General features: G+C 63.9%; 14 protein-coding genes. 2 read left to right on the top strand and 12 right to left on the bottom strand.

Going from position 1 to position 15,637, the window contains the following annotated elements; genetic code table 11:
- Nucleotides 1-98: 98 nt before the first annotated feature.
- The 12 genes from recX to rlmE all read right to left on the bottom strand — a co-directional run bounded on the left by recX (nt 99) and on the right by rlmE (nt 14,850).
- Nucleotides 99-587: a recombination regulator RecX gene (recX, locus tag NYR97_RS18045; protein WP_205394869.1), complete on the bottom strand. Its 489-nt coding sequence runs from the start codon at nt 585-587 to the stop codon at nt 99-101.
- Between the two features lie 283 nt (nt 588-870).
- The gene (recA, locus tag NYR97_RS18040) at nt 871-1,905 is read right to left on the bottom strand and encodes a recombinase RecA (RefSeq protein WP_205391699.1); all 1,035 of its coding nucleotides are present in this window, start codon (nt 1,903-1,905) and stop codon (nt 871-873) included.
- A 172-nt stretch (nt 1,906-2,077) separates the two neighbouring features.
- Entirely contained in the window at nt 2,078-2,719 is a 642-nt protein-coding gene (lexA, locus tag NYR97_RS18035) for a transcriptional repressor LexA (protein WP_205391700.1), read from the bottom strand.
- A gap of 109 nt (nt 2,720-2,828) precedes the next feature.
- Nucleotides 2,829-4,505 (bottom strand): 2-polyprenylphenol 6-hydroxylase, encoded by a 1,677-nt coding sequence (ubiB, locus tag NYR97_RS18030; RefSeq protein WP_205391701.1) that lies wholly within the window; start codon nt 4,503-4,505, stop codon nt 2,829-2,831.
- Between the two features lie 431 nt (nt 4,506-4,936).
- Nucleotides 4,937-7,471, bottom strand: coding sequence for a TonB-dependent receptor (locus NYR97_RS18025; protein WP_316698341.1), 2,535 nt, complete (start codon nt 7,469-7,471; stop codon nt 4,937-4,939).
- A gap of 273 nt (nt 7,472-7,744) precedes the next feature.
- Nucleotides 7,745-8,239 (bottom strand): CinA family protein, encoded by a 495-nt coding sequence (locus NYR97_RS18020; RefSeq protein ID WP_023903749.1) that lies wholly within the window; start codon nt 8,237-8,239, stop codon nt 7,745-7,747.
- Nucleotides 8,240-8,434: 195 nt separating this feature from the next.
- Entirely contained in the window at nt 8,435-9,754 is a 1,320-nt protein-coding gene (gene hflX, locus NYR97_RS18015) for a ribosome rescue GTPase HflX (RefSeq protein ID WP_316695140.1), read from the bottom strand.
- A gap of 11 nt (nt 9,755-9,765) precedes the next feature.
- A complete protein-coding gene (gene hfq / locus NYR97_RS18010; RefSeq protein WP_043889764.1) occupies nt 9,766-10,044 on the bottom strand; it encodes an RNA chaperone Hfq in 279 nt (92 codons plus the stop codon).
- A 77-nt stretch (nt 10,045-10,121) separates the two neighbouring features.
- Nucleotides 10,122-11,105 carry a tRNA (adenosine(37)-N6)-dimethylallyltransferase MiaA gene (gene miaA, locus NYR97_RS18005; RefSeq protein WP_316695138.1) on the bottom strand — a complete coding sequence of 328 codons (984 nt, stop codon included), beginning with the start codon at nt 11,103-11,105 and terminating at the stop codon, nt 10,122-10,124.
- Entirely contained in the window at nt 11,105-12,007 is a 903-nt protein-coding gene (gene folP, locus NYR97_RS18000) for a dihydropteroate synthase (protein ID WP_316695136.1), read from the bottom strand. Before folP ends, miaA begins: the two co-directional genes overlap by 1 nt.
- Before the next feature lie 208 nt (nt 12,008-12,215).
- Nucleotides 12,216-14,156 (bottom strand): ATP-dependent zinc metalloprotease FtsH, encoded by a 1,941-nt coding sequence (gene ftsH / locus NYR97_RS17995; RefSeq protein ID WP_006453305.1) that lies wholly within the window; start codon nt 14,154-14,156, stop codon nt 12,216-12,218.
- 61 nt (nt 14,157-14,217) lie between these two features.
- Nucleotides 14,218-14,850, bottom strand: a complete 633-nt coding sequence (gene rlmE, locus NYR97_RS17990) for a 23S rRNA (uridine(2552)-2'-O)-methyltransferase RlmE (protein ID WP_316695132.1) — start codon at nt 14,848-14,850, stop codon at nt 14,218-14,220.
- 65 nt (nt 14,851-14,915) lie between these two features.
- Between rlmE and yhbY the strand changes: the two genes are divergently transcribed.
- Entirely contained in the window at nt 14,916-15,221 is a 306-nt protein-coding gene (gene yhbY / locus NYR97_RS17985) for a ribosome assembly RNA-binding protein YhbY (RefSeq protein ID WP_268211772.1), read from the top strand.
- Nucleotides 15,222-15,236: 15 nt separating this feature from the next.
- Nucleotides 15,237-15,617 (top strand): Mth938-like domain-containing protein, encoded by a 381-nt coding sequence (locus NYR97_RS17980; protein WP_316695127.1) that lies wholly within the window; start codon nt 15,237-15,239, stop codon nt 15,615-15,617.
- Nucleotides 15,618-15,637: the final 20 nt, after the last annotated feature.

Here is a 15,637-nt window from a genome sequence, read left to right as displayed (position 1 = left end):
GCTGGCATTGGGCGGGCGGCGGTCCCGGTCACCCAATGAATGTGGGCGCAGACGAGCGGAACAACCTTAAACCACAAAGGGTAGCAGGCCTGACGCCCTCAGTCCTCAAGGTCGAAGCGCGTGGCGCTACGAATGCTGTTGCCATCAAAACCACGCCGGGCCAACAGATCGGCGGCCTTGCGCCGCTGCGGCAGATCCAGCGGGCCTTGTTCGCCGAACCGGCGACGGATCAGATCGCGTGCGTTTTCGGTCCAATCGCCTTCAAAGGTCGCCATGGCAGCACTGATGGCCTCGCTATCCAGACCATGGGTTCCGAGTTCGGCGCGAATATGCAGTGGACCGTAGCCCGAGCCTGCACGATTACGAACAACCGACGCCGCGAACCGGGTGTCGTCCTGCCAGCCTTCGCCAGCGAGACGCTCTACGGCAGCCTCGGCAGCTTCCGGCTCTATGCCGCGTGCCAGCAGCTTGCGGTTCAATTCCTTGCGCGAATGCTCGCGACGCACCAGCAATCCGAGTGCGCGTTGGACCGGCGTCTGCTCCTTGAACCGGCGTCCCCGCTTTGGCGCGGGCTCTTGCTCGTCCATCGTGAGGTGTCCTGAATCACCAAATCGCTGCTCAACCAATGCGCCGTCCATGGCGCCTGCCCTCCTGGCCTTCGATAGATCTACCGCGAAACGCGGCGGCACTGACTCCACCGTCCCCGCGATAGAAAAACAAGGAGCGAACATCAAAACCTGTTGCGCTGCTGTCAGGCAGGTGCAGCCAGCGTTAGAGACGAGCACCTACCACTCGTAGCCTGCGCTTCCTGCGCACCGCCCCACCTTATCTAACAGTTATCCGCCAGGTTCTTCTGGCTGCTCTTATCGCTCATTCCTTCTCGGCGTCGTCGCCTGCTTCACGCGGCGCTTCGGCGGGCTGGAACTTCTCGCGCAGCTCGGCTTCCAGCTTGATCGCAACCTGCGGGTTGTCGCGCAGATAGGTCCGGGCGTTGTCCTTGCCCTGCCCGATGCGCTCTTCGCCGTAGCTGTACCAGGCGCCCGCCTTATCGACCAGCTTGGCTTCCACGCCCATGTCGATCAATTCGCCCTCGCGGCTGATGCCTTCGCCGTAGAGAATTTCGGTCACGACCTGCTTGAACGGAGGCGCCAGCTTGTTCTTGACGACCTTGATCTTGGTCTGGTTGCCGATGATTTCATCGCCCTTCTTGATCGCGCCGATACGACGGATATCCAGACGCACCGAGGCGTAGAACTTCAGCGCATTGCCGCCGGTGGTCACTTCCGGGCTCTGGCCCGGCATCATGACGCCGATCTTGTGGCGCAGCTGGTTGATGAAGACCACCAGGGTGTTGGAGCGCTTGATGTTGCCGGTCAGCTTGCGCAGCGCCTGGCTCATCAGACGGGCCTGCAGACCCGGCAACTGATCACCCATCTCGCCTTCGATTTCCGCCTTCGGGGTCAGCGCGGCGACCGAGTCGACCACCACGATGTCCACCGAGCTCGAACGCACCAGCATGTCGGCGATTTCCAGCGCCTGCTCACCGGTGTCCGGCTGCGAAAGCAGCAGGTCGTCAACGTTGACGCCCAGCTTGGCGGCGTAGATCGGATCCAGTGCGTGCTCGGCATCGATGAAGGCTGCGGTGCCGCCCTTCTTCTGGCATTCGGCAATCGCCTGCAGAGTCAGGGTGGTCTTGCCCGACGATTCCGGACCGTAGATTTCGACCACACGGCCCTTGGGCAGGCCACCGATCCCCAGTGCGATGTCCAGCATCAGCGAGCCGGTCGGAATGACTTCGACGGCCTCGATCACACGGTCGCCCATGCGCATCACCGAGCCCTTGCCGAATTGCTTTTCGATCTGGCTCAGTGCGGCGGAAAGGGCGCGCTTCTTGTTCTCATCCATCTGGGTGATCCTTGTCAGTGATTTCGGTGTAGGGCTAATGTAACGGCGGTGTATCGCACAGGCTGAGACTGGCGGCGACACACTCAGATTAGGGATGCGGGCATTACGGCGGCAGCGGGGAATCCTGCGGTACCGGCTCGGGAAAAAGCCAGCACGCCCATCGGCGCACTGCTCAGCGATTTGGCCTCAATAGCCCGCAATACAAGCCCTCGATCGCGAAATCCTGATCCGGCAACACCTCGATCGGCGCGTAGTCCGGGTTGCGCGGCAGCAGCCGGATCCGGTCCTTGCCGATCTTCAGCAGTTTGACCGTGATCTCTTCATCGATCCGGGCCACCACGATCTGCCCCGAGCGTGCGTCACGGGTGCGATGCACACCGATCAGGTCGCCATTGAAGATGCCTTCGTCGCGCATCGAATCGCCTTGCACCTTGAGCAGGTAGTCCGGCGAGGGCGAGAAGAACACCCGGTCCAGCACCACGAAGTCGTCCGAACCGATATCCGCGCCGATCGGCAGGCCCGCCGCAACGCGCCCCAGCACTGGCAGACGCAATACGTCGTCGCGGACAGGCTCGCTTGCCGGCGGTGTGCGCGCCTGCACGCCCCGCCCGGCCAGGCGGATGCCACGCGCCTGACCCGGAACACGACGGATCGCGCCCGCCTGCTCCAGCGCCTCCAGGTGGTACTGCGCTGCGCGCACACCCTTGAAGCCGAAGGCACGCGCGATCTCGGTCTGCGAGGGCGGCACGCCATCGGCGTCGATGCGCTCGGCGATCAAGGCCAGGATTGCTTGCTGGGTATCGGTCAGTTCCATGGTTAGTAGTATTACTACTAACCGGCGCCTGCGCAACCGTTGATTACGGCTTTGATCTGAAATCCGACCAACGGGTTGCAAGCAGCAACATCGAAGCCAAACGGCTGCGCTAACGCCGGCTGCGCCAGATCGAGAACAGGATCCAGATGCCGCACAGTGCCGCGCCGATGAAACCGCCGACACCCAACGCCAGCAGCCAGCGACTGGCACTGCCGCCGACGCTGTTCATGACGATCGATGAGCCAATCACCAACGCGGCGGTGACAATACCCATGGTGAGCCGATTGGCGGCACGATCGACCTGCTCGCCAAACTCGCGCAACGCACGCGTTTCGACATGCAGTTGCAGCTTGCCGCGACGCGCGGCCTGCAGCAGCCGTTTGAGATCGCGCGGCAGATCGCCAAGTAGATCGATCGCCCCGGTCACGGTACGCCGGCTGCGCCGCAACATCGCGCTCGGTGCGTAACGCTGCAGCACCACGCGTTCAAGATACGGGCGTGCCTCGCTGGCCATATCGAAATCCGGGTCGAGCTGGCGGCCCATGCCTTCGAGCGTGAGAAACGCCTTGATCATCAATGCCAGATCCGACGGCAACGTGAGCCCGTGATCGCGCAGAATGGAAGTGACATCGCCAAGCATTGCGCCGATGCGCAGTTCCTTCAACGGCACGCCGCGATACTCGTCGACGAAGGCGCCGATGTCCTGCTGCAAGCGCGGCTCATCGACATCCAGATTGGTGCCGGCCCATTCCAGCAGCACGTCGATGACTGCTTCGGCGTCATAGCTCACCATGCCGTGCAGCAGTTGCGCGACCTGGAACCGGCGCTGCTCTGAAACGCGCCCGACCATGCCGAAGTCGATCACCGCAATGCGCCCGTCACGCAGATAGAAAATGTTTCCCGGGTGCGGGTCGGCATGGAAACAGCCATCCTGCAGCACCATCTTGAACACGATGCCGGCACCGGTGCGTGCAAGCGCCTTGCGGTCCAGGCCGGCCGCATCGACTGCGGCCAGGTCGCGCCCGGGAATACCGTCGATGAACTCCTGCACATTCAGCGATTCGCAGGTCCACTCCCAATACACCTTTGGCACCACGACATTGGGGTCGTTGGCGAAATTGGCGGCGATGCGTTCGGCATTGCGGCACTCGGCGGCGAAGTCGAGTTCGCGCCGCAGGGACGCGGTGAATTGCTGTACGACTTCGGCGGGGCGATAGCGCTTCAGGTCGGGGGCACGCGCTTCCACGATCTCCGCCAGCCGCGCAAGCAAGCGCAGATCCGCATCGATGGTGTCGCCGATGCCGGGGCGGCGGATCTTCAACACCACCGGTGTGCCATCGGCGAGCCAGGCCCGATGCGTCTGCGCCAGCGATGCGGCAGCCAACGGTTGCTCGTCAAGGCGCGCGAAGATGCTCTCAGGCTCGGCGCCCAGCGCTGCAACCAGTTGCGGGCGGATCTGTTCGAACGGCAGCGCGGGCACTGCGTTCTGTAGCTCGCTCAACTCCTCGATCCATTCCTGCGGCAACAGGTCCACGCGTGTGGCCAGCACCTGCCCGAGCTTGACGAAGGTCGGCCCGAGTTCTTCCAGGGCGCGCCGCACGCGCATTGCGGCGGACATGCGCAAACGGCCCTCGGCGTTATGCCAATGCAACAGCTTGCCGGCACGTTCGAGCACATCGGCCAGGCCAATGCGGCGCACCACATCGCCGAACCCGTAACGAATCAGGACCGCTGCGATTTCCTGCAGACGTCCGAGGTCACGAACGGTGCCTAGCGCTTCCCACATCAGTGCACCGCCCGTGCGTGTGCGGCAGCCAGGCGCTGCACGCGTGCAGGAGGTGCAGCGCGTTGCGGGTCGTCGAAGATCGACCGCATCGGAGCTGTGTTCCGAGACGATCCCGGTGCCATGCAGGCACATGCATCATCACGCACGCGCGGGGTCATCGAGTGACCGGCAGATGTGTGTGCAGGCGGTTGAAAATAGGCGCCCGGGCGATCCAGAGACGCGAGCCGTCTGCCAACTGCCTCTGGCATGGACGAAAACAACACAGGGGCGAAAATCAGATGCATCGGCACGCAGCTCAACAACGAGAGCTTGTTTGTAGCCGATCTGCATGACGATGTCGCGCCTCTCTCTACATCAGGCTTAGCCCACGTTAGATCGTGCTTGCTGTAACGCGTCCGTGTAACGCTGCCGGGAAGTCAGGCGAAACAGGCTCAAAAACGCAGCCGTAGCGTCACCCCATACGTGCGCGGCGCCCCCAGAAACGCATTCCACGAACCAGCCTGGAGTGGCGCGTCGATGACGATCTGCCGATAGGTTTCATTGCCGAGATTTTCTGCCCATGCTTCCAGCAGCCAACGCTTGTCGTTGGCGCCGATGCCGAAGCGCGCATTGAGCAAGGTGTAGCCCGGTTGCGATTTTTGCGGATCCAGATCCGAGCCTGCGTTGTATTCGGAGCTGTACTTGGCGCCAACGTTGAAACGGCCCGTGAGCCGGTTGCCAAGCGCGCGTTCGTAGGTCACCGACAGATTGGCCGACCAGCGCGGCGCAAAACTCAAACGGCTGCCCGGCAGCAGCGCCAGATCCGCATCCGGCAAGAGATCGTCGCCATAGCGGGTGTCGGTATAGCTGAGCCCGCCTTGCAACATCAGGCCGGGCACTGCGCCCTGCCACAGGATTTCGGCATCGATGCCGCGCGACACCACGCTGGGAATGGCACGCACCACAAAGCTGGTTCCCAGGAAGTTGTTGAGCTGAAAATCGCTGAAATCCTGATAGAACAGCGCTGCATTCAACAGCAGGTTGCCACCGAGCCAGGTGCTCTTGGCGCCGAGCTCGTAGCTGTCGACGAACTCGCCCGGGAACGCGGTGTCATCCACCGGCAGGATGCCCTGCACGCCGCTGGACAAGCCATCGGAGGACTGCACGCGATCCAGATTGAAACCGCCTGCCTTATAGCCACGCGCCGCCGACACATACGTCATCAGCGCATCGTTCCAGCGATACGCCAGCTTCGCGGTACCGGACCACTCGCGCTCGGTGCGTTGCTGCTCGGTCCGACGCCCATCATGGGCAACATTGGCCCAAGGCAGACAGGTGAAGCCGATCACTTGCGGTGCGATCGTCGGCACCGCAGATGCGGGCACACCGCGCGCCACCAGCGCCGCACCGATCCGCCGTAATGCAGCCGGATCGACCTGGCCGCTAGGCGCGAAATAACTGGCGCACGCCGGGCTCCCATCGGGATTCTGGAATGCCGATCGCAGCGTTTTGTTCTCGTAGGTGTAGCGCAATCCCACCACGACATCCAGCGCGTCGGTGGCGTGCCAGGTGTTGTTGGTGAACAGCGCGGCGCTGGTGCCATCCTGCCGAAAGCGGTCCTGGCTACCCTGGCCGCGGAACAGCGTGCCGGCCGGCAAGCCGGTGGCGTCGGCGAGAAAGCGCGTCGCATCCGCACGTGCGGCCAACGAAGGATTGACGCGTGCAAGCAGCACGCTGGACAGATACGGCTCGTACGCACTGCCGAAGCGATAGGACTCATTGCGATGCAGGGTTTCGTCTGCGTAAAACGCGCCGACCATCCAATCGAGACGCTCGCTCGATCCAGCCAGGCGCAATTCCTGACTGAAGGTCTTGAAACCGGTCAGCATCTCGTCCTCGCGCGGAGCGCGATAGAGGATGTCTGCAGCGCTGTAATCGAAATCCAGGCCGTTAACGGATTTCCAGTCGCGCAATGCGGTGATCGACGTCAGCACCGCCTCGCTCAACCACGGCGTGGTCCAATCCACCTGTGCCGACACACCCTTGTCCTGAATCTCCTGCGCGGTGCTGCGATTGCTGTAGGCACGCCTGCTTTGCGGCTCGGCACGCGCAGTGGTGCCCTGCCCGCCCGGCGTCAGCGCATCGATCAACGCCGCAGTCGGTCCGCGCTCGGTGGTCACCGTGACGCAGCAGTTCTCCTCACGGCGGGTGTCGTCGGCCGCAAGATTGATGTCCAGATCGTCAGTGGGCTCCCAAAGAAGCTGCACGCGCGCGGTGCGCAGATTCTGGTCGCCATCGTCGGTGGCGGTGCGCGGGCCAGCGCCGGTGACCACCTGCTCGAGTCCATCGCGACGCCGTCTGGCGACATACACGCGTAATGCGCTGGTGTCGCCCAGCGCATCGTTGAAGGCGGCGGCAATCCCGAGCGCGCCATAGTTGCCTGCGGTGATTTCGGCGTCGGCGCTGCGGGTAAAACTGGGCCGGCGCGTGACCACGTTGATGACGCCGGCCGAGGTGTTCTTGCCGAACACGGTGCCTTGCGGGCCTTTCAACACTTCGATGCGCTCAAGCTCTCCCAGGTCGGCAAAGCTCACGCCGTTGCGCGCGCGGGCCACGCCATCGATGACCACACCCACCGAGGATTCGAGCCCGGCATTGTCGCCAACCGTGCCGATGCCGCGAATGCGCACGGTGGTCTGGGCTGCACTTTGGCTGCTGGTCACGATCAAGCCGGGCACCAGCATCTGCAGTTCCTTGATGTCGTGCACGCCGCTGTCCTGCAACAGCTGCTCGGGCAGTACCGAAAGCACCACCGGCACGTTCTGCAGCGATTCCTCGCGCTTTTGCGCGGTGACCTTGAGCGCTGCCAGCGTTGCCGGCTCCTTCGGATCCGGCTGCGCCGTTGTCTGTGCACACAGCGGCGATACCTGCATGCCCGCAAGAAGTGCGAGCGCAAGCGTGGTGCCACGTTGCTGATCCATGCCCATGTTGTCCCCCAACAAAGCGCGCAGGCGATGCAGTACGGCGAGCGCCGCAGTTCGCGTGACGTCACACCTTACCGGGTTACCGACAAGGAGCAATGCAGGTAAACGAACACGCGGAGCGCGTGACGAATGCGGCTGTCATTCGATACGCATTGGAGCCATGCGTCAAAAAAATGACCACGCATCGTCGAGCGAGAATTGCGGCGTTGCGAGTCACCTTCGCGCGACACCTCAGACAGCGCATGTGCCAGAGCCGCTGGCGCGCAGATTACGCACCTATAGCAATGCGCTCAAACCGCGCAGCGCCGCAACCACGGTTTGCCGACGCACTGCATCGCGATCGCCGTTGAACTGGAACAGCTGCGCAGTGGCATAACCACCACGACGCTTCCAGCCGATCCACACCGTGCCGACCGGCTTGTCCTCGCTGCCGCCACCTGGCCCGGCAATGCCGGTCACCGCCACGGCGATGCTGGCGCCGGAATTGACTAAGGCACCGGACACCATTTCGATCACCGTTTCGCGGCTGACTGCACCATGCACTTCCAGCGTGTGCGGCCGCACGCCGAGCAAGGCCTGCTTGGCCTCGTAGCTGTAGGCAGCCATGCCGCAATCGAACCAGTGCGAAGAGCCCGCCACATCGGTCACCGCCTTGGCGATCCAGCCGCCGGTGCAGCTCTCGGCGGTGACCAGGCGCTCGCGCGCGGCAAGCAATTGCTGACCAAGGGTTTCGGCCAGCTGCTGCAGTTCGAAATCGGCGGACATGGACATGGGCACGGGAATAAAGAGGCAGCGAACGTTTTAGCCCAATTCGTCGCATCTGTCTGCGGCAGCTGCAGAAACGACGCAGCCACGACGTGGCAGAGGTTCAGTGGCGATATGCGCAAGGCAGGCGTACTGCTCGGCCCGCGCCGGATCGACTCGGGCGTTCTGCACAGTCGAGCCAACCCGACTGTGCAGTGCCGATCACGATTCCCAGTCTTCGCGGCGATCCGGCAGCATCGCGCGCAGCGGTGCGCCGTCTTCGGTGGCGGCGAGCCGCTCGGCTTCGACCATCGGCAGATCGACGTCCAGCAACCAGCCATCCTCGTCGGATTGCTCGTTACGCACCACTTCCAGCTGATGCAGCCTGGAACGCAAGCGCCCCGCCGACGGCGGCAGCCGCAGCTGTCCGGTCAGATGACGCAGATCCAGCCGCTGGCCGAGTGCGTGCTGCAACTCTTCCAGCCCGCGTCCATCGCGCGCAGAGACCCACACGCGTTCGCGCCGCGCCTGGTCGGGGATGCCGTCCTGTGCGTCGTGACGCACTTGCGCGCCTTCGATCTTGTCGATCTTGTTGAACACCAGCAGCTGCGGCAGATCGCCCGCGCCGACGGCATGCAACACCTCATCGACCTGGCGGATGCGTTCTTCGCGCAACGGGTCGGCTGCATCGACGATGTGCAACAACAGATCGGCGTCGCGTGCTTCGGACAGGGTCGAGCGGAACGCGGCGACCAGTTGGTGCGGCAGATCGCGTACGAAGCCGACCGTATCGGCCAGGATCGCACTGCCGCCCGGCAACGCGATGCGGCGCACGGTGGGATCGAGCGTGGCGAACAATTGATCGGCCACATAGGCCTCGGCACCGGTCAACGCGTTGAACAGCGTCGATTTGCCTGCGTTGGTGTAGCCGACCAATGCAATGCGCGGCAGTTCGCTGCGCATGCGCGCGCGACGCATCTGGGTGCGCTGCACCTCGACCTTTTCCAGCCGCTGCTGCAACTGCTCCACCCGCTTCTGCAGCAGGCGGCGGTCGGTTTCCAGCTGGGTTTCGCCGGGGCCGCGCAAGCCGATCGCACCGCCGCGCTGACGCTCCAGGTGGGTCCAGCCACGAACCAGCCGGGTGGCCATGTGCCGCAACTGCGCCAGCTCGACCTGCAGCTTGCCTTCATGGCTGCGCGCACGTTGCGCGAAGATGTCCAGGATCAGCCCGGTGCGGTCGATCACGCGCCGCTCCAGATAGCGCTCCAGATTGCGCTCCTGACCCGGCGACAAGGTATGGTTGACCAGCACCAGATCCGCGCCGGTGGCTTCGGCAGCGGCCTTGACCTCTTCCAGCTTGCCGCTGCCGATCAGGGTCGATGGGCTCGGTTTGTCGATGCGCGCGGTAAGCGTGGCCGCGATCGTGGCGCCCGCCGACTTCGCAAGGTCGGCGAACTCCTCCAGCACATCCTCTTCGGCAGGCCCACCGGAGTGGGTCTGAATCAACAGCGCATGTTCACCCTTGCGTGAGCGATCAAACACGCACTACTCCATTACTGCTCGACGTCGTCATCTTCCGCCTGATTGCCTTCATTGGGTTGCACATAACCACCGCCCGGTCCCACGCGCACATTGCGCGCCGGCACGACCGTGGAGATGGCGTGCTTGTAAACCATCTGACTCACGGTGTTGCGCAGTAGCACCACGAACTGGTCGAACGACTCGATCGTGCCCTGCAGCTTGATACCGTTGACCAGATATACAGAGACCGGCACCCGCTCGCGCCGCAGCGCGTTGAGGAATGGATCCTGTAAAGATTGCCCCTTAGCCATCGAAAACTCCTCTTCATTATTGTTCTTATTGTCCCGGTCGACACCTGCCATCCCCAGCCGGCCCCGGAAACGGGATGTTACACGCCTGAAGCCTGCGGCACAGCGGGACGATGAGCGAGGAAGCCGACAAGTGCGGATTCCAATTGATCGCGGTCACGCTCCGGATCGAACCAGCGCGCGTCGAGCTCGCCACGCAGCCAGGTGAGTTGCCGCTTGGCCAGTTGACGGGTCGCATGGATCGCTTTTTCGCGGAACTGCGCCAGGCTGCCGGCGCCATCCAGATACTCCCAGGCCTGGCGATAACCGACCGCGCGGATCGCAGGCAGATCCAGCGGCGCAGCAACCGCACGCAGTTGCGGCGCCGCGCGCAGACGCTCCACTTCTGCCAGAAAATCCTGCGCCAGCATGGCGTCCAGTCGCTGTTCGATCCGCGCATGCAGCACTGCGCGCTCGCGCGGCGCCAGCACCACCTTCAACACCCGCACCGGCAGGCGCGGACCTGGCGGCAGCGCCTGCCAATAACTGATCGGCCTGCCGCTGATGCGGTGGACCTCCAACGCCCGCTGGATACGCTGCGGATCGGTGCTGTGGATACGTGCAGCCGCGACCGGATCGACCTGCGCCAGTTGTGCATGCAGCGCGGCCCAGCCGAGTTGTTCGGCTTCGGCTGCGATGGTCAAGCGAACCTGCGGATCGGCTTCGGGCAGCTGCGACAGCCCTTCCAGCAAGGCGCGAAAATACAGCCCGGTGCCGCCGGCGAGAATCGGCAGCTTGCCGCGCGCCACAATCTGATCGATCGCCTGCCGCGCATCGCTGGCGAACTCCGCCGCCGAATAGATCTGCCAGGGATCGCGCAGATCGAGCAGATGATGCGGCACGGCTGCACGCATGGCGGCATCCGGCTTGGCCGCGCCGATCTCCAGCCCGCGGTACACCAGTGCCGAATCGACGCTGACGATCTCGCCGTTCCAGCGCTGCGCCGCCTCCAGTGCCAGCGCAGTCTTGCCGCTGGCGGTCGGGCCCATCAACGCGATCGCGAGCGGGCGTCGGTCGGCCGGCATCAGTCCTCGTCCGGCCAATGCACGGTCGGTACCGCAGGCGTACTCACACGCGGCACGGGAATTGCCGACATCGCGCTCCATACCTTCAAGGCATCCACGGTCGCGGCCACATCGTGCACGCGCAGCAACAGGGCGCCGTGCTGCGCGGCAATCAGATGCGCGGCGACCGAACCATGCACACGCTCGGCCGCACGTTCGCGCCCGGTCAACTCGCCGATGCTGCGCTTGCGCGACAGCCCTGCCAGCACCGGCAGGCCGAATTCCTGCAGGCGCTGCAGCTGCGCCAGAACGGTGAGGTTATGCGTGGTGGTCTTGTCGAAGCCGAAGCCCGGGTCGAGGATCAACCGGCGCTTCTCGATCCCGGCCATTTCGGCCGCGAAGATCCGCTCGGCCAGGAAGCGATGCACCTCGGCCACCACGTCGTCATAGTGCGGCGCGTCCTGCATGGCATGCGGTGCGCTGCGTGCGTGCATCAGCACCACCGGTACCCGCAATTCGGCTGCCGCGTCCAGCGCACCAGGCGAGCGTAGCGCGTGCACGTCGTTGATCATGCCGGCGCCGGCGGCCACGGCCGCGCGCATCACCTCCGGCTTGAAGGTATCCACACTGATCGGCACGCTGGTTTGGCGCGCCAATGCGTCGATCACCGGAATCACGCGCTGCAGTTCTTCTTCCAGCGCGACCGGCGTCGCGCCAGGACGGGTGGATTCGCCGCCGATATCCAGCACCGCAGCGCCCTCCTCGACCAGACGCAGGCCATGTGCAATGGCGGCCTCGCAGGTGGCGTGCTGGCCACCGTCGGAAAACGAATCGGGCGTGACATTGACGATGCCCATCACCTGCGGCGCATCCAGTCGCAGGATGCGACCGGCGCAATCCAGCTTGAGGGCGGTGTCGAACATCGTGGGGTTCTCCTGCAGGGGTTGCGAGGGGTGGCGACCGATGCGCGCTGCCGTGGCGCGCGTGTTTTGCGATCTGCCGAATGCATTATCAACCGACGCCGCCAATGAGCGGAGCCGGGAACTGCGCTGGTCAGCGTCCAAACGCATCAAGGCCGGGAATCGCTCCCCGGCCTTGATGGATGCTGCTGCAGCTGACCGATGCGTGGCGTTACAGCTGCTCGGCTGGCCCGGCGATCGGCGGCAATGGACGCGGGCTGCCCTTGTCGTTGTTGTTGCCACCGTCCTTGTCGGACTTGGCCCAACCGGCCGGCGGCGGCGGCTCGCGGCCTTCCATGATGGCGTCGATCTGCGGCACGTCGATGGTTTCGTACTGCAGCAACAACTGCGACATCGCGTGCAGCTTGTCCAGGTTCTCGGTGAGGATCGCCTTGGTCTTGCTGTAGGCCTTGTCCAGGATCGAGCGCACCACTTCGTCGATCATGCGCGCGGTTTCGTCGGAGACGTTCTTGTGCTGGGTTACCGAACGGCCCAGGAACACCTCGTCCTCTTCCTCGCCGTAGGCCACCGGGCCGAGCTCGTCGGACAAACCCCACTTGGTGACCATGTTGCGCGCCATCTTGGTCGCACGCTCGATGTCGTTGGAGGCACCGGTGGTGACCTTGTCGCCACCGAAGATCAACTCCTCGGCAACACGGCCGCCATACAGCGAGCACAGCTGGGATTCGATCGCTACCCGGTTCATCGAATAACGGTCGCCTTCCGGCAGATACATCGTCACGCCGAGGGCGCGACCACGCGGAATGATGGTGACCTTGTAGACCGGGTCGTGCTCCGGCACCAGACGGCCAACGATGGCATGGCCGGCTTCGTGGTACGCGGTCAGCGTCTTCTCGTCCTCGCTCATGGCCATCGAGCGACGCTCGGCGCCCATCAGGATCTTGTCGCGGGCACGGTCGAAGTGGTCCATGCGGACTTCCTTCTCGCTACCGCGTGCCGCAAACAACGCCGCCTCGTTGCACAGGTTGGCCAGATCGGCACCCGAGAAACCCGGCGTACCGCGTGCGATGACCATCGGCACCACGTCGTCGGCCAACGGAAGCTTGCGCATATGCACACGCAGGATCTGCTCGCGACCCTTGACGTCCGGCAACCCGACCACGACCTGGCGATCGAAACGACCCGGACGCAGCAGCGCCGGATCCAGCACGTCGGGACGGTTGGTGGCCGCGATCACGATCACGCCTTCGCCGCCTTCAAAGCCGTCCATTTCGACCAGCAGCTGGTTCAAGGTCTGCTCGCGCTCGTCGTGCCCGCCGCCGAGACCGGCACCGCGATGACGGCCCACCGCATCGATTTCGTCGATGAAGATGATGCACGGCGCGTGCTTCTTGGCCTGCTCGAACATGTCGCGCACACGGCTCGCACCGACGCCGACAAACATTTCAACGAAATCCGACCCGGAGATGCTGAAGAACGGCACCTTGGCTTCGCCGGCGATGGCGCGGGCCAGCAGCGTCTTGCCGGTACCCGGCGGGCCGACCATCAGCACGCCGCGCGGAATCTTGCCGCCCAGCTTGGTGAACTTGGTCGGGTCGCGCAGGAAGTCGACCAGCTCGCTGACTTCTTCCTTGGCCTCGTCGCAACCGGCGACGTCGGCGAACGTGATCTTGACCTGGTCCTCGCCCTGCAGCTTGGCGCGCGATTTGCCAAAGCTCATCGCACCCTTGGCACCGCCGCCACCGCCTTGCATCTGGCGCATGATGAACAGCCAGAAGCCGATGATCAGGATGACCGGCAGGAAGTTGAGCACCAACGACCAGAAACCAGGCCCGGTGGAGGGCTTCTGGCGGGTCATTTCGATGTTCTTGCTGTACAGCACGTCGACCAGCTTGTCGTCGCGCGGACCGTAGACGGTGGCTTCGCTGCCGTCGGTGCGCTTGAAGCGGATCGCGTTGACGGCCAGGTTGGTCTCATCGGTGTAGTCCACCGACTTGACGCGACCGGAGTCCACTTCCTTCAGGAACTGGGTGTAGGTGATCGAGTCGGGGCCGACGCCGCCTGCCATCCGCGGCGAGAAGCTCTGGAAGACGACCATCAGCACAACCGCGACGACCACCCACAGCAGCAGATTCTTGGTCAAGTCGTTCATCCTCATTGGCTCCGGTGCCCTCTACTCTTCAAATTCTTGAAACACGGTGGTCATTGGCAGCTTACTTGATCTGGGCACGCTTGCCCTGACCGAGCGCATAAACTTCCGGGGAGCGCTTGCGCGAGGCCGCCGGTTTGCGAATCGTCACCTTCTCATAGCGGCGGCGAAGCTCGCGAATGTAGTCGTCGGATCCAACACCCTGGAACAGCTTGATCAAAAATGCCCCACCCGTCTTGAGGTGGTTGTCGGCAAATTCCATCGCCAGTTCCGCCAGGTGCATCATCCTCGGTTGGTCGACCGCATCCATGCCACTCTTATTGGGGGCCATATCGGACAGAACAAGGTCCACCGGCACATCGCCCAACATCGCTTCGAATTTCGATAGGACGGCTTGTTCCCTGAAGTCGCCATGAAGGAACTCCACCCCGGCCAGCGGGGGCATCTCCAGGATATCCAGCGCCAGTACCCGGCCGGTGTCGCCGAGCGACCTGCGCACCTGCTGGCACCAGCCGCCGGGCGCGGCGCCCAGATCGACCACCACCATGTCCGGCTTGAGCAGGCGGTCGCGCTGGAGCAATTCCTCCAGCTTGTAGGCGGCACGCGAGCGCATGCCTTCGGCCTGAGCCTTCTTCACGTAAGGGTCGGCGAAGTGTTCCTTGAGCCAGCGCTGGCTGCTTTTACTGCGGGAGGGCATTGGCAAAGGGGTCCGAACGGGTCGCCATGATACCCTGAACACCCTTTGCTTCCCTTTGATCCTGCATGTCCATTGTTCTCACCTCCGCCCAGAACCGTTTCCTGCGCGGCCAGGCCCACGATCTCAAGGCACTGCTGCAAACCGGCGGCAAAGGGGTCACGCCGGCATTTCTGGCCGAACTCGAGGAAGTGCTCGAGCGCCACGAACTGATCAAGGTGAAGGTGGCATCGGAGGATCGCGAGGCCCGCGATGCCATGATTGCCGACATTATTCAAAAGACCGGCAGCGCGCTGGTGCAGCGGATCGGCCATGTCGCCATTCTTTACCGCCCCAGCAAGGAAAAGCGCCAGATCGTGTTGCCGCGCGGCTGACCTGACGAGTTCGTTATGCCTTTAAGCCAGGAACATCCCGACTACACCTATGCGCTGCGCGCGGCCGATGGCCGCCATGCCAAGGTGAACGAGCGTATCTTGCAGCAGAGCTTCATCCTGATGCCCGATGAACTTGTCGAACGCTGGCCGGTGCCTAGCCTGGAACAGCTCCAGGCGGGTCATATGGACGCGGTGCTGGCACTGGCTCCGGCGGTGATCCTGCTGGGCACCGGCGAGCGGCAGCAGTTTCCGAAAACGGACGTGCTGGCAGCATGCCTGACCCGCGGCATCGGCCTGGAAGCGATGACCAATGCGGCCGCGGCGCGCACCTACAACGTGCTGGCCAGCGAAGGCCGCCGGGTGGCGCTGGCGATGATTCTGGAAGGCCGGGATTAGAGAGTCGGGATTGGGGATTC

The sequence above is a fragment of the Xanthomonas hydrangeae genome, from assembly GCF_032697525.1.
GTDB classification, from domain to species: domain Bacteria; phylum Pseudomonadota; class Gammaproteobacteria; order Xanthomonadales; family Xanthomonadaceae; genus Xanthomonas; species Xanthomonas hydrangeae.
The sequence above is the reverse complement of the archived record's forward strand: the minus strand, read 5'-3'. Positions and strand labels throughout refer to the sequence as shown.